Annotated in this window: 23 protein-coding genes; 11 read left to right on the forward strand and 12 right to left on the reverse strand. The window is 70.2% G+C overall.

What is annotated here, in order from left to right; all coding sequences use genetic code 11:
- Window positions 1-49 precede the first annotated feature (49 nt).
- From H036_RS0105460 to H036_RS0105475, 4 genes are read right to left on the reverse strand one after another with little or no spacing between them, the layout of a single operon-like run.
- Window positions 50-712 (reverse strand): thymidine kinase, encoded by a 663-nt coding sequence (locus tag H036_RS0105460; RefSeq protein WP_017933770.1) that lies wholly within the window; start codon window positions 710-712, stop codon window positions 50-52.
- Between the two features lie 24 nt (window positions 713-736).
- Window positions 737-1,864, reverse strand: coding sequence for an alkaline phosphatase family protein (locus H036_RS0105465; protein WP_026145809.1), 1,128 nt, complete (start codon window positions 1,862-1,864; stop codon window positions 737-739).
- A gap of 14 nt (window positions 1,865-1,878) precedes the next feature.
- A complete protein-coding gene (locus tag H036_RS0105470; protein ID WP_017933772.1) occupies window positions 1,879-2,457 on the reverse strand; it encodes a DUF5998 family protein in 579 nt (192 codons plus the stop codon).
- 32 nt (window positions 2,458-2,489) lie between these two features.
- Window positions 2,490-5,198: a bifunctional acetate--CoA ligase family protein/GNAT family N-acetyltransferase gene (locus tag H036_RS0105475; RefSeq protein ID WP_017933773.1), complete on the reverse strand. Its 2,709-nt coding sequence runs from the start codon at window positions 5,196-5,198 to the stop codon at window positions 2,490-2,492.
- Window positions 5,199-5,279: 81 nt separating this feature from the next.
- Here H036_RS0105475 and H036_RS21945 point away from each other — a divergent pair, with 81 nt between their 5' ends.
- The 5 genes from H036_RS21945 to H036_RS0105500 are packed head-to-tail and all read left to right on the forward strand — an operon-like array spanning window position 5,280 to window position 11,350.
- A complete protein-coding gene (locus tag H036_RS21945; protein ID WP_017933774.1) occupies window positions 5,280-7,769 on the forward strand; it encodes a DNA gyrase/topoisomerase IV subunit A in 2,490 nt (829 codons plus the stop codon).
- Between the two features lie 25 nt (window positions 7,770-7,794).
- On the forward strand, window positions 7,795-8,490 hold the full coding sequence (locus tag H036_RS0105485) for an LppX_LprAFG lipoprotein (RefSeq protein ID WP_026145810.1): 696 nt from the start codon (window positions 7,795-7,797) through the stop codon (window positions 8,488-8,490).
- Entirely contained in the window at window positions 8,487-10,382 is a 1,896-nt protein-coding gene (locus H036_RS0105490) for an MFS transporter (RefSeq protein WP_232421809.1), read from the forward strand. The genes H036_RS0105485 and H036_RS0105490 overlap by 4 nt, the downstream gene beginning before the upstream one ends.
- A gap of 10 nt (window positions 10,383-10,392) precedes the next feature.
- Window positions 10,393-10,896 carry a beta-class carbonic anhydrase gene (locus H036_RS0105495; protein WP_017933777.1) on the forward strand — a complete coding sequence of 168 codons (504 nt, stop codon included), beginning with the start codon at window positions 10,393-10,395 and terminating at the stop codon, window positions 10,894-10,896.
- Between the two features lies 1 nt (window position 10,897).
- Window positions 10,898-11,350, forward strand: coding sequence for a PaaI family thioesterase (locus tag H036_RS0105500; RefSeq protein ID WP_017933778.1), 453 nt, complete (start codon window positions 10,898-10,900; stop codon window positions 11,348-11,350).
- A gap of 15 nt (window positions 11,351-11,365) precedes the next feature.
- Here the strand turns inward: H036_RS0105500 and H036_RS0105505 are convergent, their stop codons facing one another.
- Window positions 11,366-12,160, reverse strand: coding sequence for a formate dehydrogenase accessory sulfurtransferase FdhD (locus tag H036_RS0105505; RefSeq protein ID WP_026145811.1), 795 nt, complete (start codon window positions 12,158-12,160; stop codon window positions 11,366-11,368).
- Window positions 12,161-12,280: 120 nt separating this feature from the next.
- Here H036_RS0105505 and H036_RS0105510 point away from each other — a divergent pair, with 120 nt between their 5' ends.
- Both H036_RS0105510 and H036_RS0105515 read left to right on the forward strand, forming a co-directional pair.
- Complete coding sequence (locus tag H036_RS0105510) at window positions 12,281-14,539, forward strand: FdhF/YdeP family oxidoreductase (RefSeq protein ID WP_017933780.1); 2,259 nt, start codon at window positions 12,281-12,283, stop codon at window positions 14,537-14,539.
- Window positions 14,540-14,629: 90 nt separating this feature from the next.
- The gene (locus H036_RS0105515) at window positions 14,630-14,878 is read left to right on the forward strand and encodes a DUF4242 domain-containing protein (protein WP_017933781.1); all 249 of its coding nucleotides are present in this window, start codon (window positions 14,630-14,632) and stop codon (window positions 14,876-14,878) included.
- A 25-nt stretch (window positions 14,879-14,903) separates the two neighbouring features.
- On the opposite strand, the gene H036_RS0105520 is transcribed toward H036_RS0105515, so the two are convergent.
- Both H036_RS0105520 and H036_RS0105525 read right to left on the reverse strand, forming a co-directional pair.
- The gene (locus H036_RS0105520) at window positions 14,904-15,299 is read right to left on the reverse strand and encodes a hypothetical protein (RefSeq protein WP_017933782.1); all 396 of its coding nucleotides are present in this window, start codon (window positions 15,297-15,299) and stop codon (window positions 14,904-14,906) included.
- 190 nt (window positions 15,300-15,489) lie between these two features.
- On the reverse strand, window positions 15,490-17,505 hold the full coding sequence (locus H036_RS0105525; RefSeq protein ID WP_442852436.1) for a DNA gyrase/topoisomerase IV subunit B: 2,016 nt from the start codon (window positions 17,503-17,505) through the stop codon (window positions 15,490-15,492).
- A 333-nt stretch (window positions 17,506-17,838) separates the two neighbouring features.
- Here H036_RS0105525 and H036_RS0105530 point away from each other — a divergent pair, with 333 nt between their 5' ends.
- The 3 genes from H036_RS0105530 to H036_RS0105540 all read left to right on the forward strand — a co-directional run bounded on the left by H036_RS0105530 (window position 17,839) and on the right by H036_RS0105540 (window position 19,514).
- On the forward strand, window positions 17,839-18,042 hold the full coding sequence (locus tag H036_RS0105530) for a DUF7455 domain-containing protein (RefSeq protein ID WP_017933784.1): 204 nt from the start codon (window positions 17,839-17,841) through the stop codon (window positions 18,040-18,042).
- A 144-nt stretch (window positions 18,043-18,186) separates the two neighbouring features.
- Complete coding sequence (locus H036_RS0105535; RefSeq protein ID WP_017933785.1) at window positions 18,187-18,663, forward strand: DUF456 domain-containing protein; 477 nt, start codon at window positions 18,187-18,189, stop codon at window positions 18,661-18,663.
- Window positions 18,663-19,514, forward strand: a complete 852-nt coding sequence (locus tag H036_RS0105540) for an EamA family transporter (RefSeq protein ID WP_017933786.1) — start codon at window positions 18,663-18,665, stop codon at window positions 19,512-19,514. Before H036_RS0105535 ends, H036_RS0105540 begins: the two co-directional genes overlap by 1 nt.
- A gap of 15 nt (window positions 19,515-19,529) precedes the next feature.
- Here the strand turns inward: H036_RS0105540 and H036_RS0105545 are convergent, their stop codons facing one another.
- The 4 genes from H036_RS0105545 to H036_RS0105560 all read right to left on the reverse strand — a co-directional run bounded on the left by H036_RS0105545 (window position 19,530) and on the right by H036_RS0105560 (window position 22,418).
- Window positions 19,530-19,712: a hypothetical protein gene (locus H036_RS0105545; protein WP_017933787.1), complete on the reverse strand. Its 183-nt coding sequence runs from the start codon at window positions 19,710-19,712 to the stop codon at window positions 19,530-19,532.
- A gap of 68 nt (window positions 19,713-19,780) precedes the next feature.
- Entirely contained in the window at window positions 19,781-21,301 is a 1,521-nt protein-coding gene (locus H036_RS0105550; protein WP_026145813.1) for an RNA polymerase sigma factor, read from the reverse strand.
- A gap of 108 nt (window positions 21,302-21,409) precedes the next feature.
- On the reverse strand, window positions 21,410-21,964 hold the full coding sequence (locus tag H036_RS0105555) for an HhH-GPD-type base excision DNA repair protein (RefSeq protein WP_017933789.1): 555 nt from the start codon (window positions 21,962-21,964) through the stop codon (window positions 21,410-21,412).
- Between the two features lie 49 nt (window positions 21,965-22,013).
- Window positions 22,014-22,418: a universal stress protein gene (locus H036_RS0105560; protein WP_017933790.1), complete on the reverse strand. Its 405-nt coding sequence runs from the start codon at window positions 22,416-22,418 to the stop codon at window positions 22,014-22,016.
- Between the two features lie 131 nt (window positions 22,419-22,549).
- Between H036_RS0105560 and H036_RS0105565 the strand changes: the two genes are divergently transcribed.
- Complete coding sequence (locus H036_RS0105565) at window positions 22,550-22,999, forward strand: hypothetical protein (RefSeq protein ID WP_017933791.1); 450 nt, start codon at window positions 22,550-22,552, stop codon at window positions 22,997-22,999.
- Between the two features lie 4 nt (window positions 23,000-23,003).
- Here H036_RS0105565 and H036_RS0105570 read toward each other — a convergent pair whose 3' ends face one another.
- Entirely contained in the window at window positions 23,004-24,047 is a 1,044-nt protein-coding gene (locus H036_RS0105570) for a DUF4192 domain-containing protein (RefSeq protein ID WP_017933792.1), read from the reverse strand.
- Between the last annotated feature and the right edge of the window lie 24 nt (window positions 24,048-24,071).

Genomic DNA, 24,071 nt, shown 5'->3' on the forward strand with positions numbered 1-24,071 from the left:
CCCGAGGGATCGCCTGTCTTCTACCGCGCTCGATGCCCCGCGAAACCTCTCAGTCGAACGGCAGCGGCTCGGCACCCAGCGAGACGGCTCGCGCCCGGCCCGCCGTCATCCGGCGCCGGTGGTGCTGGCGGCAGAGCACCTCGTAGGAGACGATGCCGGGCTCGTCGAGTGCGAGCGGCGCCTCGTCGGTGTCGCCCACGACGATCACCTCGCCCTCGGTGACCATGATCCCGTCCTCGACGCGCGCGTTGTGGGTGGCCCGCTTCCCGCACCAGCACAGCGCCTCCACCTGGAGCACCTGGGTGGAGTCGGCCAGCTCGACCAGTCGCGCCGAGCCCGGGAACAGCCGGGTGCGGAAGTCGGTGAGGATGCCGAAGCAGAAGACGTCGATCTGCAGCTCGTCCACGATCTTGGCGAGCGCGTCGATCTGCTCGGGGCTGTAGAACTGCGCCTCGTCGCAGATGAAGTAGTCGATCCGCCGACCGTGCGTGAGCTCGTCCACGGTGTATCGCCAGAAGTCGAACTCCGGGCCCACCTCGATGGCGTCATGGGTCAGGCCCAGCCGCGAGGAGACCATCGCCGAGCCCGCCCGGTCGTGTGCGGTGAAGATCAGCCCGGCCAAGCCGCGGGCGGCCCGGTTGTGGTTCGTCTGCAGGGCGAGGGTGCTCTTTCCCGAGTCCATCGGGCCGGTGAAGAAGGTCAGCGAGGCCACGACGGAGGATCCTCCCACGAACCGTCAGCTGATCAGGATCGGGATCAACATCTCGTCGGCGGTCAGCGAGCCGTGCAGCCCCACCAGCGTCGTCTCGTAGGGGAAGTCGACGCTGGAGACCACCGCGTGATCGCCTCGGGAGGCCACGATGACGTCCCCGAGTCGCGGCAGTACGCCGGCGACGACCGGTCCGAACCAGCCCTTCGCGATGGCATCCTCGCGGGTCAGCACCTCGGCGCGCTCGCCGAGCACCTCGCGCCAGGTGGCCTCCACGTCGAGGACAGCGCCGCGGGCGCAGTAAAGATGACGGAACCGCGCCTCGCCGCCCAGCAGCGCCACCCCGTCGCGCAGCTCGAGGTGTTCATCGACGTCGATGCGCCGCTCGGGTGCGGAGTCGATCATGCCGTGGTCGGCCACCACCAGCAGCCGGGTGCTGTGGGGCAGTGCCTCGCGCAGCTGCTCCGCCTCCGCGTCGATCATGGAGAGCTGCTGCAGCCAGGCTGCGGAGGCGACGCCGTACCGATGTCCCGTCCAGTCGAGATCGCCGTCGTAGAGGTAGGTCAGCGAGCACCGGTGACGCGATGCCTCGACCACCGCAGCGATCCGCTCCCCGACCTTGTCGGCACCGACGAAGTCAGCGCCTCGATGTGCTGCCACGGTGAGACCCGATCCCTCGAACTCGCGCTTGTTCACCACCGTCACGCTCGCCCCACCCTCGACGAGCCGTTGGAAGGCGGTCTTGTTCGGTTGCCACTCGACCGGGTCGATCTCCTTGCGCCACTGCAGGGCGTTGAGCAGGTGGTCGGTCCCCGGAATGCGCGAGGTGTAGCCGACCAGCCCGTGCGAACCCGGGGTCAGGCCGGTCCCGAAGGACGTCAGGCTGGTGACGGTCGTCGACGGCACCCCGGCGGTCCCGGGCTCGGAGTGCGCGAGCAGCGAGGACAGGAACGGCGCCGCGTGCGCATAGCGCTCCAGCAGCCGCGCCCCCAGCCCGTCGATGAGCATCACTACGTACGCCGCGGCGTTCGGCAGGGCCAGCCCCGCGGGAGCACCCTCACAGCCCAGCGCGGCGGCGATCGCCGGGACGACGTCGCCCAGCGAGCGATCGGCGTACGCCGGGGCGACGAAGGTCGGATCGGGCTCGGTCCGCACGCGGCGACGCTCGCTCACGCGCGCCCGGTGCGCGCCGAGAGCGCCTCGGCGAAGTCCAGCATCTTGGAGACGGCGGAGACGCCATCGGCCGCGGCCGAGACCCGCAGCGAGAAGTCGTCGGAGGTCAGCGAGCCGGTGTAGCCGTGGTCGGCCTCGCAGTTGGGATCGGCACAGGCCGCCGGCTCCAGGTCGAGCCGGCCGACGGCGCCCCACCCGATGGTGAGCACCGCCTCCGCCGCGCGACCGGCACCCTTGGCCGGGTTGGTCACCATCCGGGTCACCACCACCGACTTCACCGCCGATAGCGCCACCGCCTCGGTCGAGGTGGAGGTGTAGGGCTCGGGCAGCAGGTCGTCGCCGGCGTGCTCGTCGGTATGCGCCAGGATCAGCCGGCTCGGCGTGAGCACCAGCACGCTGAGGTGCCGGCGTACCTCGTCGTGCTCGAAGGTCGGCTCGTGGTGCACGAAGTAGGCGGTGACCTGCTCGCCCGCGACGGCGGTGCGCACGCCGTCGAAGACGACGTCGGGGTAGTAGCCGGTGCGCTCGATCTCCGCGCGCAGCTCACGGCTCTGGTCAACCTCGGTGAAGCTCATGCCGTCAGTCTCTCACCTGTCAGAACCAGGCTCTAGGAAGGCAGCGTGTCAGCGGCCGGTGCGGTCAGACGACGGACGAACCAGTCCGAGCGCGGGTCGTCGACGGGGTCGATCCGCGCCGACGCGGTGAGGACGGCGGCGCCCTCCAGACCGACCAGCACGAGACCGAGCTCGAGCACGCTGACCTGCGGGAGATCGTTCTGCAGCTGCGCCACCTGTCGGATGAGCCGCTCGACCTCCTCGACGTCGACCACGTCGGCGCCGCGGTAGCCGAACAACAGCGGTGCCGCCTTGACCTCACGCACCATCGCAGCCGCATCGCGGTTGGTCAGCGGTGGGATCCGGTAGGACCGGTCCCCCACCAGCTCGGAGAGAGGGCCCGCCATGCCGAAGGAGACCACCGGCCCGAACAGCGAGTCCTCGCTGGTGCGGATCGTCACCGGCACGCCCGGTCGCGCGTTGGGCTGGACCACGAACCCTGTTCCGCGGGTCAGGTCGGGCTCGCCCACGGCCTCGACCAGGAACCGCCAGGCCTCGCTCATCTCGCCGGGGCCGAGGATGTGCTGCACCACGTGCGCCTGGTCGGGGCGTTCGCGCAGGTGGTCGGCCGTGGCCTTGAGCACGACGTCCCAACCGAACGCTTCAGCCGCAGCGACCGCCTCCTCGGGTGTCGCGACCGGACGGACCGGCCAGAGCTCCACGCCGTACGCCGCCAGCAGTCCGGCGATCTCATCACGGTCGAGCTCTCCCCCGGCGGGTCGCCGGCGCAGGATGTCCTGCACGAGCCGTCGCGCGGCCACCACATCGGCTGCGTCGGACGTGATGAGCTCGGCGGGGCCGTCGTTGCGCAGCCAGACGGCGTACTCGACGACCTTGGCCAACGCCCGGACCGCGCTCTCCACACTGGAGTAGGACGGCACCGAACCGCGGCCGGCCGTCGAGCCGGCGACGTCGGGAACGCGCAGCAGCTCGGGCACGCCCTCGGCCCCGAGGAAGGAGGTGACCAGCGGCTTGTCGGACTGTTCCCCGACGGCGGCGAGCACGTTGGCGATCTCGTCGCCGGAGACGTTGAGCGGCGGGATGTAGACCGCCACCACGGCGTCCACGTCCGGGTCGTCGATGGCGGCGTCCAGCGCGTCCTCGAAGTCCTCCGGCGAGGGCTCGGCGGGCAGCGCCACCTGCTTGTTGACCGCCAGGCCGACCCCGGCCGCGGCGTCGGCGGCAAGCAGCCCCAGTGCGTCGGAGTTCCCGACGATGGCGACCCGCCGACCGCGCGGCAGTGGCTGGTGGGCCAGCAGCTGGGCCACGTCGAACATGTCCTCCAGCGTGTCGACCTGGATGACGCCGGCCTGCTTGAACATCGCGTCCACGGCCTGCGGCGGAGCCGCGATCCGACGGACCATCTGACCCATCGGCACACCCTGGGTCGTGCGGCCGGAGCGCACAGCGACGACCGGCTTGCGCAGCGAGACCCGGCGAGCGATGCGGGAGAACTTGCGCGGGTTGCCGATCGACTCGAGGTACATCATCACGACCTCGGTCGACTCGTCCTCCTCCCAGTACTGGAGCAGGTCGTTGCCGGAGACGTCGGCGCGGTTGCCTGCCGAGACGAAGGTGGTCAGGCCGAGGCCACGGTTGTTGACCTTCTCCAGGATCGCGCTGCCCAGCGCGCCGGACTGGCAGAAGAACCCGGCGCGGCCGCGCGGCGGCATGATCGGAGCCAGGGAAGCGTTGATCGAGACCTGCGGGTCGGTGTTGATGATGCCGAGCGCGTTGGGGCCGATCAGGCGCAGGCCGTAGGAGCGGGAGAGCCCGACCAGCCGACGCTGCCGGCGACGGCCGTCCTCGCCGGTCTCGGCGAAGCCGCTGGAGATGACGACCAGGCCGTGCACGCCCTTGGCCGCGCAGTCCAGCACCACCTCCTGCACCGCCTCGGCGGGCACCGCGACGATGGCGACGTCGACGTCGCCGGGGATCTCGGCCACGGACTTGTAGGCCGGCATGCCGCTGACCGCCGAGGTGTTCGGATTGACGACGTAGACCCGTCCGGTGAAGTCGCCGGTGACCAGGTTGCGCACGATCAGCTGTCCGACAGTCTCCTGACGGCGGGAGGCACCGATGATGGCCACGCTGCGGGGGTTGAAGAACCGGTGGATCGAGGCGGACTCGGCCTCGTGCTCACGCGCCGCGAGTACGCCGATGGCCGTGTCGGTGACCTCGATCGGGAACTCCAGCGAGATCACGCCGTCCTCGTAGCCGCTGGCCACCTTGTAGCCAGCGTCACGGAACGTCTGGATCATCCGGTGGTTGTCGGGCAGCACCTCGGCCACGAACTTCTGCACACCGCGCTCCCGGGCCGCCTGGGCGAGGTGCTCGAGGAGCAGCTGGCCGATGCCGCGTCCCTGGTAGGCGTCCTCCACCAGGAAGGCCACCTCGGCCTCGCCCGGCTTGACCACGTCGTAGCGTCCGATGGCGATCATCCGGCCGCGCAAGGTCAGCACGAAGGCGACCCGGTTCACGTAGTCCACCTCGGTGAAGCGGTCCACGTCCTTGTCCGAGAGGACCGGCATCGGGGAGAAGAACCGGTAGTACTTCGACTCGTCGGAGACCCGTGCGTAGAACTCGACCAGCAGTTCCTTGTCGTCCGGCGTCACGGGACGGATGTGGGCGGTGCGGCCGTCGCGCAGCAGCACGTCGGCGGTCCAGTGCACCGGAAAGGTCGGAGCGTGCTGCGAGGTCACAGCGCAAATCTAGCGGGGCGTGGGCGCGGTACGGCGTGGCCTGCTGACGAACTGTCGGTGTCACCGGGGAGAATGCGCCCCATGGCACGCAGCAAGACCCAGCAGGAACTCCCCGACGATGACTTCGAGGAGCACATCCTCGACACCGACATCAAGGACGAGATGCAGTCCTCCTTCCTGGAGTACGCCTACTCGGTCATCTACTCGCGCGCCCTGCCCGACGCCCGCGACGGGCTGAAGCCTGTCCAGCGCCGGATCCTCTACACGATGAACGACATGCGGCTGCTGCCCGACCGCGGCCACGTGAAGTCGGCCCGTGTGGTCGGCGAGGTGATGGGTCGCCTGCACCCGCACGGCGACAGCGCCATCTATGACGCGCTGGTGCGGCTGGTCCAGGCCTGGATGATGCGCCTGCCGATGGTCGACGGGCACGGCAACTTCGGCTCCCCTGACGGCGTCTCGGGTGCCGCGGCGATGCGCTACACCGAGTGTCGGATGGCTGCTCCGGCCGTCGCCATGACCGCCAGCATCGACGAGAACACCGTCGACTTCCGGCCCAACTACGACTCCCGCGAGCTGGAGCCGACCGTGCTCCCGGCCGCGATCCCCAACCTCCTGGTCAACGGCGCCTCCGGCATCGCGGTCGGCATGGCGACCAACATGGCCCCGCACAACCTGATCGAGGTGGTCGCGGCCTGCCGCCACCTGATCACCCGTCCGCAGGCCGACCTCGACGAGCTGATGCGGTTCATCCCCGGCCCCGACCTGCCGACCGGTGGGACCATCGTCGGTCTGGACGGCATCCGGGACGCCTACGAGTCCGGGCGAGGCACCTTCAAGATCCGCGCCACCGCCCGGGTCGAGACGATCGGCCGCCGCAAGGGCATCGTGGTGACCGAGCTGCCCTACGGCGTCGGTACCGAGAAGGTGATGGAGCGGATCAAGCAGCTGGTCCAGGCCAAGAAGCTGCAGGGCGTCAGCGACCTCATCGACCTGACCGACAAGTCCAACGGCACCCGGCTGGTCATCGAGGTGAAGAACGGCTTCGTCCCCGAGGCGCTGCTCGAGCAGCTCTACAAGCAGACGCCGCTGGAGGACTCCTTCGGCATCAACAACGTGGCCTTGGTCGACGGCCAGCCCCGCACGCTGGGCCTCAAGCCGCTGCTCGAGGTCTTCCTCGCCCACCGCTACGACGTGGTGCGCAGGCGCTCGCAGTTCCGCCGCGACAAGGCCGCAGCCCGGCTGCACCTGGTCGAGGGCCTGCTCCTGGCGATCCTCGACATCGACGAGGTCATCCAGCTGATCCGCTCCAGCGACAACGCGCCGGCCGCCAAGGAGCGGCTGATGAGCGTCTTCGAGCTCTCCGAGCTCCAGGCCGAGTACATCTTGGACATGGCGCTGCGCCGGCTGACCAAGTTCTCCCGGATCGAGCTGGAGAAGGAGCAGACCGAGCTCCAGACCACCATCGAGGAGCTCGACGCGATCCTCAACGACGACACCCTGCTGCGCAAGGTTGTCTCCGATGAGCTCGCCGATGTCGCCAAGACCTACGGCACGCCCCGTCGCACCGTGCTGCTCTCCTCCGCCGGTACGGCGGCGGCCGCCGCCGCGTCGACTCCGCTCGAGGTCCCCGACGACCCCTGCTACGCGCTGCTCAGCTCGACCGGGCTGCTCGCTCGCACCCGGAGCACCGAGCCCATCGGCACCGGCGGCGCCCGGACCAACCACGACGTGATCGTCTCCCTGGTCGCTACGACGGCCCGCGCCGACATCGGCGTGCTGACCTCGCAGGGCCGGCTGCTCCGCCTCGGCGTGCTGGACCTGCCGGTGATCCCACCGACGGCCGGTGACCCCAACCTCCAGGGCGGCCTGCCGCTGAGCGCGCTGCTCTCGCTGGACCCGGGCGAGCGAGCACTGGGCCTGTGCACGCTGGCCGCCGACGGACCGGGGCTCGCGCTCGGCACCCGACTCGGCACGGTCAAGCGGGTCAACCCCGAGGTGCTCAACAAGGACGAGTGGGAGGTGATCCGGCTGGCCGACGGCGACGAGGTCGTGGGCGCGGTCCAGCTGACCACCGGTGAGGAGACGCTCTGCTTCGTCACCTCGGATGCCCAGCTGCTGCACTTCGGTGCCGACCAGGTCCGGCCGCAGGGCCGCTCCGGCGGCGGCATCTCCGGCGTGCGGGTGGCCCACGGATCGCGGGTGGTCTTCTTCGGTGCCTTCGATCCCAACGGCCCCGAAGGCGCCACCGTCGTCACCGTGGCGGGCACCTCGACCGCATTGCCCGGCACCGAGACCGGCTCGGTCAAGGTGACACCCTTCAGCGAGTATCCGGGCAAGGGCCGCGCCACCGGCGGAGTGCGTTGCCAGCGCTACCTCAAGGGCGAGGACGGCCTGGTCTTCGCCTGGGTGGGCCCCGCCCCCGCGCGCGCCGCGGCGAGCAGCGGCGCCCCGATCGAGCTCCCGGCGGCCGACGGTCGACGCGACGGTTCGGGTGTGCCGCTGGCGCAGCCGATCGACGCCTGCAGCGGCCCCGTAGGCTCGCCGCAGTCGGCCGCGCACGCGGACTGAGTGTGGAAGGCTGACGCGCGTGCGCATGCTCCGACGTACTGCCCTGCCCGTGGTGGTGACCGTGGTCGCTGCCCTGACCCTCGCTGGGTGCGGCGGCGGGAGCAGCACGGCCACGCTCTCGCCTGACAAGGAGATGGCGCTGGCCAAGACCGCCTTCGACCAGACCTCGGGGGTGCACGTGCAGCTCGCCGGCAAGGACCTGCCCAGCGGCAACGTCCTGGTCGGCGCAGACGGCACCCTGACCCGCGCGCCGGCCTTCGATGGCACGATCGCGGTCAAGATTCTCGGTGCCACCGCCCAGGTGCCGGTGGTCTCGGTCGACGACAAGGTCTACGCCAAGCTGCCGTTGACCGTGACCTGGCAGACGATCGACCCGGCCCAGTACGGCGTGCCCGACCCTGCGACCCTGATCGCGCCCGACACCGGCATCTCCCACCTTCTCACCGCGACCACCGGCCTGAAGTCAGCCGGCACCGTGCGCGGCGGCAAGGACAACAAGGAGATCCTGACCACCTACACCGGCACCCTGCCCGGGTCCGCGGTCGCCGCCATCATTTCCGGCGCGTCGGGCACCTTCGGCGTCTCCTACACGATCGGTGACAAGCACCAGCTGCAGCAGGCCGTGATCACCGGCCGGTTCTACGGCGCCGACGAGCAGAAGTCGACCTACACCGTCACGCTCGACGACTACGGCGTGACCAAGACGATCACCAAGCCGTGAGGCCGGGCGTGGGCTCGCCGTCGACCGGAGTACCTACCGGTGCCGGAGCCACGCCCCAACAGCGCCGGCTGCTCGCGCTGGCGGCGATAGCGGTCGCGTTCGCCGCAGCCGACACGTACGTCGTGGTGCTCGCGCTGCCCGAGATGATGGCCGGCGTCGGCCTGTCGGTGGAGCAGCTGCAGGAGGCGGCCCCGATCGTGTCGGCCTTCCTGCTCGGGTACGTCGCCATGCTTCCCCTGATCGGTTCCGTCGCCGACCAGCGGGGCCGTCGCCCGGTGCTGGTCGCGGGCTTGGTCGTCTTCGCCTTCGGCTCGCTGCTGACCGCCTTGGCCTACGGCCTCGGGCCGATGATCGTCGGGCGCTTCCTGCAGGGCCTCGGCGGCGGCGCGCTGGTGCCCGCGACGCTGGCCCTGGTCGCCGACCTCTATCCGGCCGAACGCCGGGGCGTGCCGCTCGGCATCGTCTCCGCCATCCAGGAGGCAGGCTCGCTGCTGGGCCCGCTGGCCGGTGCCGTGGTGCTGGCCGTCTCGGACTGGCGGGCCATCTTCGTGGTCAACCTGCTGGTCGGTGTCGTGCTCGCCGTGGCGGTGGGAGCGCACGCCAACGCTGCCCCGGACACCGAGGACGCCGATCCCATCCCGCCCGCGGAGCTTGTCGAGGCCGTCCCGCCCGCCGAGCTTGTCGAGGCGCCTCGACAAGCTCCGCGGACGTCGGCTCGGCGGATGTGGCCCGACCCGGTCGGGCTGCTACTCCTGCTCGTGGTGGCTGCTGCCGGCGGGCTCGTCTTCATCGAGCCGACCGCGATGATGCGCGACCTCACCTGGGGCCAGCTCTACATCCCGGTCACCGGCGACAGCCGCTGGGCGACCCCGCTCGGTCTGGTCTGCATCGGCGCGGCGGTGCTGTTCGCACTGCGCTGCACCCTCGCTCGCCGGCCCGCCTGGCCGCTGGTCGACGTGCGCGGCTGGGCAGCCAGCCTCGGCGAGGTCGACCTGCCCGGCGCGCTGCTCCTGGCGCTCGCGCTGGCGGGCGTCATCCTCACCTTCGCCACCGCCGACCCCGCCGTGCAGGCGGTCGCTCCGCGAGGCTGGTGGTACCTGCTGGGAGCCGTCCTCGCCCTGGCCGCGTTCGTGGTCCGGCAGCGCACCGCCGAGGCCCCGCTGCTCCCCCGCGCCGCGCTGCGCGCCCGGCCCGCCTGGGGTGCCGTGCTGGTCAGCCTGCTCGTCGGTGCGGCGCTGGTGGCGGCTCTCGTCGACGTACCGCTCTTCGCCCGCACCACGGTCTATCCCGACAGTCAGCTGAAGGCGGCGCTGGTGCTGGTGCGCTTCCTGGTGGCGCTGCCGATCGGGGCGATCGTCGGCGGCTGGCTCATCCGCCGACTACCCGCGGAGTGGATCGCAGCCGCCGGACTGGTGCTGGCCGCTGCAGGGCTGGCTTGGATGGCGCGCTGGGACGTGGACGCCCTGCGGCACGTCATGGCGACGGCGCCGCTGCTGCTCTGCGGGCTGGGCTTCGGACTGGTGCTGGCACCGGTCAACGCGACCGTCCTCGCCACCACCTACGCCACGATCCACGGCCTGGCCAGCTCGCTGGTCGTGGTGGCCCGGATGGTCGGCATGCTGATCGGCATCTCCACGCTCACCACGCTCGGGCTGCGGCACTACTACGCGGCCCAGGACGACCTGCCGCCCATGAGCACGGTCTGCGGCACGCACGGCTTGTGCGACACGTACAAGACGATGCTGCAACAGGCCGGGGTCGCCCAGGAGCACACCGTCTTCGGCTGGGCGGCCGTGCTGGCGCTGGCCGGCGCCGTACTCGCCCTGGTGCTGCTGCGTGGCGCGGCGACTCGTGGGGTGGACACCCGTGAGGCGCTGAGCGGCCTCGGCTAACCTGCGGGTCATGGCTGACTCCACTGACTTCGCCGATCTCCTCGCCGCCAACGCCGAGTTCGCCGCCGACTTCCAGTACGGCGGCTTCGACGGCATCGCCCGCGCGGGCGTCGCGCTCGTGACGTGCATGGACTCCCGGATCGACCCGCTCCGCATGATCGGCCTCAAGCCCGGCGACGCGAAGATCTTCCGCAACCCGGGCGGCCGGGTCACGCCGCAGGCGATGGAGGCACTGGTCCTCGGCGTCCACCTGCTCAACGTCTCGCGCATCCTCATCGTCCCGCACACCCGCTGTGCGATGGCGTCGGGCACCGAGGCCGAGATCCAGGCCCGGATCGCCGCCTCGGCCGGCGTGGACGCCTCGTGGCAGCCGATCGGCGTCATCACCGACCAGGCCCGCGCGCTCGCCGAGGACGTGCACAAGGTCAAGGCACACCCGCTCATCCCCGACAGCGTCAAGATCGGCGGATTCATCTACGACGTGGACAGCGGGCTGCTCAAGCAGGAGGCCTGAGATGGCGCTCTCCCTCCAGGAGACGCTGTACCCGGAGCTGAACTGCTTCGGCTGCGGGCAGGCCAACGCCAAAGGATTGCGGCTGCGCAGCTTCGCCGAGGGAGAGCGGTACGTCGCGGAGTTCCTGCCCTGGCCCGAGCACGACAACGGCACCGGGTTCCTCAACGGCGGGATCATCGGCACCCTGCTCGACTGCCACAGCGCGGCGGCGGTCGTCGACACCGCCTACCAGCACGGATGGCGCCCGCTCGGCGACGCGCTGCTGCCCTACTTGACGGCCGGCCTCGACGTCCGCTACCGCCGCCCCGCACCGCTGCACGAGCCGGTCACGCTCGGGGCCGAGGTGACGGCGGTCGCGGAGGGTGAGATCACCGCGCACGTCTGGCTGGAGCACGACGGCAAGGTCCGTGCCGAGGCCGACGCACTGTGGAAGCGCTGGCGCCCGCGGCCGTGATGGCGTCGTGACGCCTCAGTCGACCAGGTCCTCGCCTGCGTAGACGTTGAGGTGTCCGCCGCGCACCATGCCGGCCAGCAGCAGCCCGTGCTCCCGAGCCAGGTCGACCGCGAGCGAGGATGGCGCGGAGACCGCGACGATGCCGGCGACGCTGGCGGCGACGGCCTTCTGCACGATCTCGAACGAGACCCGGCCACTGACCACCAGCAGCTCGCCGGTGGCCGGCAGCAGACCGTCGAGCAGCGCCCGTCCGATGACCTTGTCGACGGCGTTGTGCCGGCCGACGTCCTCGAAGGCGTGCCGCAGCGTTCCGTCGGCCGCGGCCAACGCAGCGGCGTGCACTCCCCCCGTCTTGTCGAACGCCCGCTGCCGGGTCCGCAAGGCGTCGGGCAGTGCCACCAGCACCTGGCCGTCGACGCGCCACCCCTCCTCGTGCGGTACGGCGCGGCGCAGCGGGGCGAGATCGAGCACGTCGGCACTGCACACCCCGCACGCCGCCGAGGTGACGAACGCCCGCGGACGCGGCGGCCGCACACCGGCCGCGAGGGTGATGTGGACCCGGTCGGTGTCGTCCTCGCGGCAGGAGCGCAGCTGCACGATGTCGGTCGGGCGCTCGACGCCGGACTCGACGGTGAGCCAGCCTGCAGCTAGCTCGAGATCGTGGCCAGGCGTCCGCATCAGCGTCGCGATCGCCTCGCCGGGTTGTCCTGAGCCCGTCGAGGAGTCGAGGCCCAGGACGAGCGGGGACTCGACCGCGAGATCGTCGGGGGCGCGCACGCCGCGGCGTACGATCGCGCGCCTGGTCGTCATCACTGCCACGGTGCCAGCGTAGGCGACCCACGATGCCGCCGGCCTCCTGCACGCGAAACGAGTGGAGGCCGTTGCGGACGTTGGTGGCTGGGCCACCGGGAATGGGATACCGGCTTCGGTATGACGGATCAGCGCAGCGATTCCGATCCGGAGGTCGGGGAGCCCGAGCACGCGGCTGTGGGCCTGCCCGCGATCTACTGGTCGATGAAGTACGCGATGAACGAGATGGGCCCCAAGCGCTCGCTCCAGACGCTGTCGAAGATGAACCACATCGACGGCTTCGACTGTCCCTCCTGCGCCTGGCCCGATCCGGACCGACGCAAGGCGGCGGAGTTCTGCGAGAACGGCGCCAAGGCGGTGGCCTGGGAAGCGACCCGCAAGCGGGTGGATGCGGCGTTCTTCGCAGAGCACTCGATCGCCGACCTGCTCTCCCACGACGATCACTGGCTCGAGCACCAGGGCAGGCTGACCGAGCCGATGCACCTGCCTGCGGGCGGCACGCACTACCAGCCGATCAGCTGGGATGCCGCCTTCCGCCTCGTCGCCGACCGGATGCGTGGGATGGCCTCGCCGGACCGCGCGATCTTCTACACGTCGGGACGCGCCTCCAACGAGGCGGCTTTCCTCTATCAGCTGCTGGCCCGCCGACTCGGCACCAACAACCTGCCCGACTGCTCCAACATGTGCCACGAGTCCAGCGGCACCGCTCTGACCCAGACGCTCGGTGTCGGCAAGGGCACCGTGACCTACGACGACATCGCGTTCGAGTCGAAGCTGATCCTGATCGCCGGCCAGAATCCGGGGACCAACCACCCGCGGATGCTGACCGCCCTGGAGGAGGCGAAGCAGCGCGGCGCGAGGATCGTCGCCATCAACCCGCTGCCCGAAGCGGGGCTGGTGAGGTTCCGCAACCCGCAGACGCCGCGCGGCATCTCGGGCGTCGGCACGAAGATCGCCGACGAGCACCTCTCGGTCCGCCTGGGTGGTGACCAGGCCCTCTTTGCCGGCCTCAACAAGGTGCTGGTCGAGCGTGGCGCGATCGACACGGACTTCATCGAGCGCTACACCGACGGGATCGCCGTCGCCGCCGAGGCCTGGGCTGCACTGGACTGGGCCCGGATCGAGTCGATCAGTGGCATCACCCGTGCACAGATCGAGGCGCTCGCCGACGACGTGATCGCCAACGATCGGGTGATCGTCTGCTGGGCGATGGGCCTGACCCAGCACAAGAACTCCGTGCCCACGATCCGTGAGATCGCCAGCTTCCTGCTGCTGCGCGGCAACATCGGTCGACCCGGCGCAGGAGCGGCGCCGATCCGTGGCCACAGCAACGTCCAGGGCGACCGCACCATGGGCATCTGGGAGAAGATGCCCGACGCCTTCCTGGACGCGCTCCGCGACGAGTTCGGCTTCGAGCCGCCGCGCGAGCACGGACACGACGCGGTGGCCTCGGTGCGGGCGATGCGCGACGGTGAGGCCGACGTGTTCGTCGCCCTCGGCGGCAACTTCCCGGTGGCCATCTCCGACACCGAGGTGGCCACCGAGGCGATGACCCGGGTCGGGCTGACGGTCGGCATCCAGACCAAGCTCAACCGCTCGCACCTGCACACCGGCCGCGAGGCGCTGATCCTGCCGTGCCTGGGCCGCACGGAGCGCGACGTCACCTCGGCCGGCGCCCAGTTCGTCACTGTCGAGGACTCGATGAGCATGGTGCACTCCTCCCGCGGGCGGCTGCTGCCCGGCTCACCGCACCTACGCAGCGAGGTCCAGATCATCTGCGGCATCGCAGACGCGCTCTTCGGGTCCGACGATGCGCTCGACTGGCGCGCGATGGCCGAGGACTACGGGCTGATCCGGCGCCACATCGCGCACGTGGTGCCGGGCTTCCACGCCTTCGACGAGCGCGTGCTGCACCCTGGCGGCTTCCAGCTGCCCAACGGCGCCCGCGACTCGCTGAAGTTCGACACCGAGACCGGCAAGGGCCGGATCACCACCAGCCCGTTGGAGACGCTCGAGGTGCCGCCGGGGCACCTGCTGCTGCAGACGCTGCGCTCGCACGACCAGTTCAACACCACCATCTACGGGTACGATGACCGCTACCGCGGCATCAAGAAGGGCCGCAACGTCGTCTTCGTGAACCCCGCCGACATCACCGCGCTGGGGCTGAACGACGGGCAGCAGGTGGACCTGGTCTCGATCGCCGACGACGGTCGCGAGCGGCGGCTGCCCGGGCTGCGGGTCGTGTCCTACTCGACCACCGCGGGGTGCGCCGCGACGTACTATCCCGAGGCCAATGTGCTGGTCCCGCTCGATTCGGTCGCGGCCGAGTCGAACACCCCGACCTCCAAGTCGATCGTGGTCCGGCTGGAGCCCGCGTGATGCCCTCGACGGACTGGGGTGGGGGCCAATTCTGGTGAATTTCGCGCGGTTGTCTGTTGCGCACCCGGCAGGCGGGCCTAGGTTCCGGACATGCCGCTCTACATGGATGTCCACCACGTCGGCGAGGTCAGCCTCGATGACGTCGCAAAGGCGCACGCCGCCGATCTGGCGACCCAGGACGAGTACAACGTCAACTACATGAGCTACTGGGTGGACGAGGCGAACGGGACGATCTTCTGCCTCGTCAACGCCCCGGACGCCGACGCGGCCACCGAGGTGCACCGCAAGGCGCACGGCCTGGTCGCCGACGAGATCCACGAGGTCCGCGCCGGCAGCTGATCGGAGAAGACCGACCGCCGCTCGCTCAGCCTTCCTCAAGCACCGCGCGCAGGCTCTGATCGACCAGCGCGCCGGTGAGCGCGCCCTGCTGGATGAAGGCGCGCAGCGCTGTCACGTCGGTGACCGGTGAGAGCAGCGCGAGCAGCTCGGCGGCTGCCTCGGTCACATCCTCCCCGACCCGTACGTCGGCCAGGAGCGGGCAGTCGATCGCGCCGCCCTCCGGCTCCGGGCTCACGGCCGGCAGCCACCCGCCCACCTCGAAGACCAGCGCGGCCGTCGGCGCGGGCGAGTCGGCACGCACGTCGACGTACCAGAACAGGTCACCGGTCTGCAGTCGCAGATGGCCCTTGCGCGGCTTGGCGCCGCCGGCCTTGAGGGCCTTGGTGATGGCCGCCCGCCGGGACTTCTGGTCAGCGGTCATCGTCACGTCCGTCTCGGGCTGGCATGGGCCAAGTCTCGCCCATCATGCTGATCGTGCGGACTGCGACCCCACCGTGTTCCGCGCAAGGGCAACTCGACGGAGCCGACGCAGATCGGACCCGAACGAACGATCGTTCGGCACGCCGACGTAAGCCGCTCGCACCGAACGGTTGTTCAGTGGGTATGCCGCCTCAGGCGTCGATCGCGTCCGCGTCGACCTCGTAGGCCCCCGCGATCACGAACTCCTTGCGCGGCGCCACGTCCGAGCCCATCAGCAGCTCGAAGACGTCCGAGGCGGCCTCGGCGTCGTCGACGGTCAGCCGTCGCAGCGTGCGATGACGCGGGTCCATGGTGGTCTCGGCCAGCTGGTCGGCATCCATCTCGCCCAGACCCTTGTAGCGCTGCACCGGGTCCTTCCAGTTGACGTTGCGCTTCTTGAGGTCGGCAAGCTTGCGCTGCAGCTCGTCGTCGGAATAGGTGTAGACGTACTTGTCCATCCCCTTCTTGGGGTTGGACAGCTCGATGCGGTGCAGCGGCGGTACGGCGGAGTAGACCCGGCCGTCGTTGATGAGATCCGGCATGTACTTCATGAACAGCGTCGCCAGCAGCGTGCGGATGTGAGCGCCGTCGGCGTCAGCGTCGGCCATGAAGATGATCCGGCCGTAACGCCGCGCCTCCAGGTCGAAGGTGCGGCCCGAGCCCGCGCCGACCACCTGGATGATCGAGGCGCACTCGGTGTTCTTGAGCATGTCGCCGACCGAGGCCTTCTGCACGTTCAGGATCTTGCCGCGGATCGGCAGCAGCGCCTGGAACTCGGAGTTGCGAGCCATCTTCGCCGTCCCGAGTGCCGAGTCGCCCTCGACGATGAACAGCTCGGTGCGGTCGTTGTCGTTGGATCGGCAGTCGGCGAGCTTGGCCGGCAGCGAGGACGACTCGAGAGCGTTCTTGCGGCGCTGGGTCTCCTTCTGCTGGCGCAAGGTCAGACGCGTCCTGGCGGCGCCGTAGACCTTCTCCATGACGCGCTTGGCGACGGCCTTGTCGGCGGCCTTGGTCGAGGTCAGGAACTTCTTCAGCTCCGCAGCGACCACCTTGCGCACGACCGTGCGCGCCGCGGGCGTGCCGAGGATCTCCTTGGTCTGGCCCTCGAACTGCGGCTCGGCCAGACGCACGGTCACGACAGCTGTCAGACCCTCGAGGACGTCGTCCTTGATGACGTCGTCGTCGTTTGCCTTGAGCACCCTGGCCGCCTTCATCGACTCGTTGAAGGTGCGGGTCAGCGCCTGCTCGAAGCCGCTGACGTGAGTGCCTCCCTTGGGCGTGGCGATCACGTTGACGAACGAGCGCACCTCCGGCTCGTAGCCCATCCCCCAGCGGCACGCGACGTCGACGGTGAGCTCACGCTCGACGTCCTGCGGAGTCATGTGTCCCTGCTCGTCGAGCATCGGCACGGTCTCGGTGAAGGTGTCGGCACCCTGCAGGCGCAGGATCGGCGTCACACCTTCGTCGTGCGCCAGGAAGTCGACGAACTCCGCGATGCCGCCGTCGTGGCGGAACTTCTCCTCGACCGGGACCTCTCCGCGCAGGTCGCGGATGACCAGCTCCAGACCGGGAACGATGAAGGAGGTCTGCCGTGCCCGCGTGACCAGGTCCTCGTAGAGGAAGTGGGCGTCCTTGGTGAAGATCTGCCGATCCGGCCAGAACCGCACCAGCGTGCCGGAGCGGTTCTTCGCGACCTTCCCGCCCTTACGGGTCAGCCCGCTCTGCGCGGTGAAGCCCGCCTTCTCCCCCGCAGTGTCGAAGATCCCGGGTACGCCGCGGCGGAAGCTCATCCCCTGCCGAGCCGGCGACCGGTCGACGTCGATGTCCATCCGGGACGAGAGCGCGTTGACGACCGAGAGGCCGACGCCGTGCAGACCGCCGGTGGCGGCGTAGGAGGAGCCGCCGAACTTGCCGCCCGCGTGCAGCTTGGTCGCGACCACCTCGACGCCGGGCAGCCCGGTCTTGGGCTCCTTGTCGGTGGGGATGCCGCGCCCGTCGTCGTACACCTCGACCGAGCCGTCGGCGTGCAGGGTCACCTCGACCCGGTTGGCGAAGCCAGCGAGGGCCTCGTCGACGCCGTTGTCGATGATCTCCCACACGCAGTGCATGAGACCCCGGGTGTCGGTGGAACCGATGTACATGCCCGGACGCTTGCGCACCGCCTCCAACCCCTCGAGGACGAGGAGGTGTGCGGCGTTGTACGTGTTGTTGCCAGCGTGCTCGGCGATGACGTGCTCCCGGTGGTGCGAGGGGTCCTACTGTGGGTCTTGAATCTACCCGCGACACGCCCGCGCGCACGCCTCGCCACGCTCACTTGGGTGCCAGGACTACGGTGAGCGCAGATCAAGATCGACTGATACCGCAACTCGGGTACAGGAAAGCCGATGTGGAGAACGACTCTTCATGGTGAGATGGAGTGGCCGGTGACACATGAGCTGGGGAATCTTCGTGACCCCGACTACGTTGCAACAGTTGCCGAACGATCGAGAAATGAGGCCGATGTGAACACTGCCGTTGCTCCCAGCTCTCCGCTGACCGCTGCGGACCGCTGCGACCGTTGCGGAGCGCAGGCCTACCTCCGCGTGGAACTCCAGACGGGCGGCGAGCTGCTCTTCTGCGCCCACCACGCCCGTGAGCATGGCGACAAGATCAAGCAGATCGCCGCCGCCGTGACCGACGATACGCACAAGCTCTCGGAACGCTGATGCGCTGACCCAGACGATCCAGCGGCCCCGGACGGATGTCCGGGGCCGCTGGCTTTTCCACTCCATCAACGCCCGGAACTGCCGGGTTGCCGGAGCTGGGCCCGGGCCGTCAGGCGGCTCCAGGCGACGTGAGAGGGTGACGCCGTGCTCGTCGTCCTCTGTGCCCTTCTGATCCTGCTCGGTCTGGCGGGGATCGTCTTGCCGGTGGTGCCGGGTGGCAGCATCCTCGTCGGAGCGGCGGTGTTGCTGTGGGCCTGGGCCGGCCCCAACAACCCGACCGCCTGGCTGGTCTTCGCGCTTGCGGCGCTGATCCTGCTGGCCGGCCTCGTCACCAAGTACGCCGTCCCCGGTCGCGGGCTGAAGGCTGCCGGTATCCCGCTGTCGACACAGGTGCTGGGCGCGATCCTCGGCATCATCGGGTTCTTCGTCGTACCCGTCGTGGGGCTGATCCTCGGATTCGTCCTCGGCGTCTACGTGGCGGAGCTGGGTCGCCTCGGCCCCTCGGCGGCGTGGCGCTCGACCAAGCTCTCCTTGCGGGCGGCCGCCACCTCGATCCTCATCGACCTGGCCGCGGCACTGCTGGCGACCGGGGTGTGGATCCTCGGCGTGGCGGCGGCGTGATGGCGGTCCTGCTCGCACTGGTCTCGGCGATGCTGTACGGCACCTCCGACTTCATCGGCGGGGTCCTCTCCACCCGCATCCGCCCTTGGACCGCCGCCTTCACCGGCCAGCTGTCCGGTGGCCTGATCCTCGTCGTGGCGAGCCTCGCCTCGGGCTCAGAGCTGTCCTGGTCTGCGGTGGGCTGGGGCGCGCTCTCGGGCCTCGGGGGCGGCATCGGCGTCATCTACCTCTACCGCGGCCTGGCGAACGGCCGCATGGGCGTCGTGGCGCCGCTCTCCGGTGTCGGTGCCGCACTGGTGCCTGCCGTCGTCGGCGTCGCACTCGGCGATCGACCCTCGCCACTGAGCTGGGTCGGGATCATCGCGGCGCTGCCTGCGACCTGGCTGGTGGCCGCCGGCGAGGACGGCCACGGCGCGGTCGATCCGAGCGCGGCGAAGAGGGGCGGGTCCGGAGTGTTGGACGGGCTGATCGCCGGCGCCGGCTTCGGGATCGGATTCGCCGCGTTGGCGCAGGCACCGACCGAGAGCGGTCAGTGGCCCATCACGTTCGACCTGCTCACCGCAGCGCTGGTGGCCATCATCGGCGCGACCATCGCCCGCCAGGCCTGGCTGCCGCGCGAGGCGAGCGCCGTGCCCGCGATCAGCACGGGCGTCCTCGCCGCGGCTGCGCTGGTGGCGTTCCTCGCTGCGACGCACCACGGGATGTTGGCGGTCACCGGCATCATCGCAGCGCTGTATCCGGCTGCGACGGTGCTCCTCGCCGTCGTGGTGCTGCGCGAGCACATCCACCGCGCGCAGGCACTCGGCCTGGGGCTGTGTGCTGTCGCGGTGGCGCTCGTCGCAGGCGGCTGAGCGGGGTCCGGCGCGTCACACCCGCTGGAACGACCCGCTCTCGTTGCTCCACACGTCGGTGCCATCCTGGCGGACCGTGTAGAGCGCAACGGAGTAGTCCATCGCCTCCTGCGCTGCTGCGAGCGCCCGTTCCTCGGTGTCGTACTCGCCCAACGTCTCGCTCGACGCATCACCCACGACCTGTACCAGCTCCCACATGCGGAGCCAGTACCCAAAGAGGCCGCCCCGTCACAGTGACGGAGCGGCCTCGTGATGGTCTGACGGCCTCAGTCGAGGTAGTCGCGCAGAACCTGCGAGCGCGACGGGTGCCGCAGCTTCGACATGGTCTTGGACTCGATCTGGCGGATGCGCTCGCGCGTCACGCCGTAGACCTTGCCGATCTCGTCGAGGGTCTTGGGCTGACCGTCGGTGAGGCCGAAGCGCATGCTCACCACGCCGGCCTCGCGCTCGGAGAGCGTGTCGAGGACCGCGTGCAGCTGCTCCTGAAGCAGCGTGAAGCTGACCGCGTCGGCGGGAACGATCGCCTCGGAGTCCTCGATCAGGTCGCCGAACTCGGAGTCGCCGTCCTCCCCCAGCGGGGTGTGCAGCGAGATCGGCTCGCGACCATACTTCTGGACCTCGATGACCTTCTCCGGGGTCATGTCGAGCTCCTTGGCCAGCTCCTCCGGGGTGGGCTCACGGCCCAGGTCCTGGAGCATCTGACGCTGGACGCGGGCCAGCTTGTTGATGACCTCGACCATGTGCACCGGGATGCGGATGGTGCGGGCCTGGTCGGCCATCGCGCGGGTGATGGCCTGACGGATCCACCACGTCGCGTAGGTCGAGAACTTGTAGCCCTTGGTGTAGTCGAACTTCTCCACCGCACGGATCAGACCGAGGTTGCCCTCCTGGATCAGGTCCAGGAAGAGCATGCCGCGGCCGGTGTAGCGCTTGGCGAGCGAGACGACCAGACGGAGGTTGGCCTCGAGGAGGTGGTTCTTGGCGCGCCGGCCGTCCTCAGCGATCCACTCCAGCTCCTCCTGGATCTGGGGCCTGATCTTGCCGCCCTTGGCGAGCTTCTCCTCGCCGAAGAGGCCGGCCTCGATCCGCTTGGCGAGCTCGACCTCCATCTCCGCGTTGAGCAGCGGGACCTTGCCGATCTGCTTCAGGTAGTCCTTGACCGGGTCGGCAGTCGCACCAGCGACCATGACCTGCTGCTCCGGCTCGTCGGTGTCGTCCGCGGCCGAGACGACGAAGGAGGCTTCCTTCTCGTCCTCGGCGATCGTCGGGTCGGTCGCGACGTCCTTCTCGAACTGGTCGTCGGGGATGTCGGGCAGGATCTTCTTGCCGTCGGCGCCGACCGCAGCCGGCTTCGCGGTGTCCGCGTCGTCGCCATCCTCGATCCCGATCTCCTCGAGCTCGACCTCGTCATCGTCGTCCGCCGCCTTCTTGGCGGGTGCGGCCTTCTTGGCCGCCGCCTTGACGGGCGTCGTCGCGTCGGCGCTGCTCTCGGCGGCCTTCTTCGCCGCCGCCTTCTTCGCGGTCGCCGTGGTCGTCGCCTTGCGGGTCGAGGAGGCAGCAGCCGCCCGGCCAGCCGCGGCACCGAGGTCGACAGAGATGCCCAAGGTGCTCAGGTGGCCGAGCAGGGCCTTGAGGTGGCGCGGCTCGACGGCAGCTTCTTCACTGGCGCGGCGCACCTCCTCGGGGGTCACGCTCCCGGTGGGCGCACCCGCCTCGATCAGCGCCACGACGGCGGGATGGGCGAGCACCTCAGCAGGGATCTTGCGTGCGATCGAGGACACTGACACCTCTCGTGGAACTGGCTTCGGGGCGCGGCAAGGCCCGGATACGTCAAGGCCGCACACCTATTCTGCCACGGACTTCGCGGCGTTCCAGCCACGGGGCGTCCGTCGAGGTCAGAGCGCGGCCTTCGCCGCCTTCTTGAAGTCCCGCACCTTCTGCAGGGAGACGCCGTCCACCACGTCCGCGACGGAGCGGTAGCCGTCCTCGGCGTAGGCGCCCACGGCCCTCTCCCAGCCCTCGGGGCGGACACCGACCTGCTTGGCCAGGAGCGCCACGAAGATCTGCGCCTTCTGCTTGCCGAAACCGGGCAGCGACTGAATCCGCTTGAGCAGCTCCGAGCCGGTGCCGACGCCCTCCCACAGCCGGGACGCGTCGCCGTCATAGTCATCGACGACGATCCGGGCCAGCTCCTGCAACCGAGCCGCCATCGAGCCGGGGAACCGGTGGATCGCCGGCGGCACGGAGCACAGCGCGGCGAACTCCTCGGGGTCGGCTGCGGCGATGGCCGCCGGCTCGATGCTGCCGAACCGGTCCAGCACCTTCGCCGGGCCGCGGAAGGCATGCTCCATCGGATACTGCTGATCGAGCATCATCCCGGCGAGAAGGGCGAACGACGACTCCTCGAGCACCTTGTCAGCAGCGGGGTCCTGAGCGATCTGGAAGGCCATGAGGCAATCCTGCCGCACGCCTGCCCGACGCGTCAGCGCGCCGGGAGGTTCATTCCGGCTTGACGGCGAGCACCGGGCAGGGCGCGTCGAGCAGGATCCGCTGGGCCTGGCTGCCGAGGATCAGCTTGCCGGTCGCCGTACGGCGCCTGATGCCGATGACGATGAGTGCCGCCTGCTCGTCACGGGCGACCTGGACGAGGTCGTCGGCGGCGTCGAGCTCCTCATCGGTCTCGCTCTCGCGGACGGTGTAGTCGATCCCGGCGGCATCAAGACGCTCGCGTGCGGAAGCCAGCTCCGCCTGGGTCTTGGCCAGCCACTCCGGATCGGCCTCACCGTGTCGGTGGGTGTTGGCGACCACGAGCCGGCCGCCACGATGCTGGACCTCAGCGATCGCAGCGAGCAACGCCGCCTCGCCCTCCGGCTTGGGGACGAACCCGACCACCACCGTCGCCATCGCTTCCTCCCGTTGCCCGCGGCTCTGCGGGAACCGTACCCCGCACACCGAGCAGCGCCGAACCTCGCCCACGCGACGCGGCCTGTGGATGAGCTGCGACACGCTGGCCCGAAAAGGGGCAGGCTGGGTCCGTGCCACGCAAGCGCAGCCCTGAACGCATCCTCGCCGTGCTCCTGCGGCGCGCCGTGCTCGAGCACGCAACCGCCGAGCGGCGCCGTCACCACGTGCCGATCCTCCACGTCGGGGTCCCGGGCCAGCCACACGAGGTCTTCGCGCTGGTGCCGGACGAGCCGACCGACCATGCGCTGCGCGCCGACATCGTGGCCGCCATGCGCCGGAGCGAGGAACGCAGGACGGGCCCGACCACCGCAACAGCAGCCGGCGCCTTCGCCCTTGTCTGGCTCACCCGCAGCGGCGATCTCGAGCTCCAGGACGTGGATGCGGACTGGCACGCGGCGGCACGCCAGGCATACGCCGAGGCAGGCGCCGAGCTGCTGTTCGCGGTCGTCAACCGTCGCGGCTGGCACGACCCCTGCTCGGGCATCCGGCGAGAATGGTCCCGCCCGCGGACCCTCGCCTGACGGCTCAGCCCGCCAGCCACGTCGCATCGCCATCCGGCGGCAACGCCCGCAGTGCTGACCGCCCACGCGGCGCGCGGCCCAGATCTGGCGGATCGGGCAGACCGGGCTCGGTGGGATCCCCCAGCGTCGACTGCATCGCCTCCCACGCTGTCGGCGGGAGCGCGCCCGAGAGCATGTGCGCGACCAGTGTGCCGAGGCTGTGCCCCGGCTCGGCACTGAAGCACTTGTCGAGCGCACACCATGCCAGCGCCCCGTCGCCCTGGAGCCATGCCCCGAAGGCGAGCACGGCCGCGGCCGACGGCATCAGAGCCTCCGGTGAGCGGCGGACCAGGTCGCGCCACAGCGCCACATGGCCGGCTGCAGTGTCGCGGGTGAGCGGCACCCACGCGGCGTCGCGCCTGGCACCGAGCCGCACCGTGAGCAGGGCACTCGCGGCCTCGACATCGGTCGGCACGGTGCCGGCATCGACGTGCTGGGCGCACAAGGTGGCCAGCTCCTCGGCGCTCAGCAGCCGGGCCTCCCCGAGCACAGCCTCGACCGCCATCGTGCCCTCCTCGTCCGCCGTCAGGGTGGCGGCGAGCTCCTCACGCGATCCCAGGGTCACGTGGCCCGCCATCACTGCCTCCGCACGGAACGGATGCCGGTCGCTGTCGTAGGGCACGCCCCGGGCGGGGACGCCCGAGCGCCGGCCGTCCGCGGAATACCACCGGCCCGCGTCAGCACGCAGGCATTCCAAGACGTCGATCCCCTCTCCCTCGAACTCCCGGCGCAGCGCCCGCGCGACCTGCCGGCAATGCACCGCGCCGGCGCCGTACAGGACGAAGACCACCCGGGGCGTGGCGTGTAGCAGGCAGGGGTCGAGCAGGGCCCCGACGACCGCATGGAGTGCGTCCGGGTCGCCACGCGGCGGCAGGTCGATGCGCGCGTGCAGCGGCGTCGCCCCACCGAAGGTGAGCATGACGATGGACTCCTGCGGCTCGAAGCCGAGGGTGACGGGGATGGCGGCGAGGAGATCCTCGGGGTTCTTGGCGCGCAAGGTGATGGTCATGCCTCCACGCTCCCGCGCCGGACG

The sequence above is a fragment of the Nocardioides sp. Iso805N genome, assembly GCF_000364605.1.
Taxonomy (GTDB): domain Bacteria; phylum Actinomycetota; class Actinomycetes; order Propionibacteriales; family Nocardioidaceae; genus Nocardioides.

What these genes read in the sequence shown, in the direction of transcription:
- H036_RS0105555 (WP_017933789.1), bottom strand. Translation starts at nt 21,964, where the DNA reads ATGGCCTTCCAGATCGCTCAGGACCCCGCTGCTGACAAGGTGCTCGAG.
- H036_RS0105570 (WP_017933792.1), bottom strand. Translation starts at nt 24,047, where the DNA reads ATGACCATCACCTTGCGCGCCAAGAACCCCGAGGATCTCCTCGCCGCC.
- H036_RS0105540 (WP_017933786.1), top strand. Translation starts at nt 18,663, where the DNA reads ATGGCGGTCCTGCTCGCACTGGTCTCGGCGATGCTGTACGGCACCTCC.
- H036_RS0105485 (WP_026145810.1), top strand. Translation starts at nt 7,795, where the DNA reads ATGCTCCGACGTACTGCCCTGCCCGTGGTGGTGACCGTGGTCGCTGCC.
- H036_RS0105560 (WP_017933790.1), bottom strand. Translation starts at nt 22,418, where the DNA reads ATGGCGACGGTGGTGGTCGGGTTCGTCCCCAAGCCGGAGGGCGAGGCG.
- H036_RS21945 (WP_017933774.1), top strand. Translation starts at nt 5,280, where the DNA reads ATGGCACGCAGCAAGACCCAGCAGGAACTCCCCGACGATGACTTCGAG.
- H036_RS0105510 (WP_017933780.1), top strand. Translation starts at nt 12,281, where the DNA reads ATGACGGATCAGCGCAGCGATTCCGATCCGGAGGTCGGGGAGCCCGAG.
- H036_RS0105495 (WP_017933777.1), top strand. Translation starts at nt 10,393, where the DNA reads ATGGCTGACTCCACTGACTTCGCCGATCTCCTCGCCGCCAACGCCGAG.
- H036_RS0105470 (WP_017933772.1), bottom strand. Translation starts at nt 2,457, where the DNA reads ATGAGCTTCACCGAGGTTGACCAGAGCCGTGAGCTGCGCGCGGAGATC.
- H036_RS0105500 (WP_017933778.1), top strand. Translation starts at nt 10,898, where the DNA reads ATGGCGCTCTCCCTCCAGGAGACGCTGTACCCGGAGCTGAACTGCTTC.
- H036_RS0105520 (WP_017933782.1), bottom strand. Translation starts at nt 15,299, where the DNA reads ATGACCGCTGACCAGAAGTCCCGGCGGGCGGCCATCACCAAGGCCCTC.
- H036_RS0105515 (WP_017933781.1), top strand. Translation starts at nt 14,630, where the DNA reads ATGCCGCTCTACATGGATGTCCACCACGTCGGCGAGGTCAGCCTCGAT.
- H036_RS0105505 (WP_026145811.1), bottom strand. Translation starts at nt 12,160, where the DNA reads ATGACGACCAGGCGCGCGATCGTACGCCGCGGCGTGCGCGCCCCCGAC.
- H036_RS0105545 (WP_017933787.1), bottom strand. Translation starts at nt 19,712, where the DNA reads ATGTGGGAGCTGGTACAGGTCGTGGGTGATGCGTCGAGCGAGACGTTG.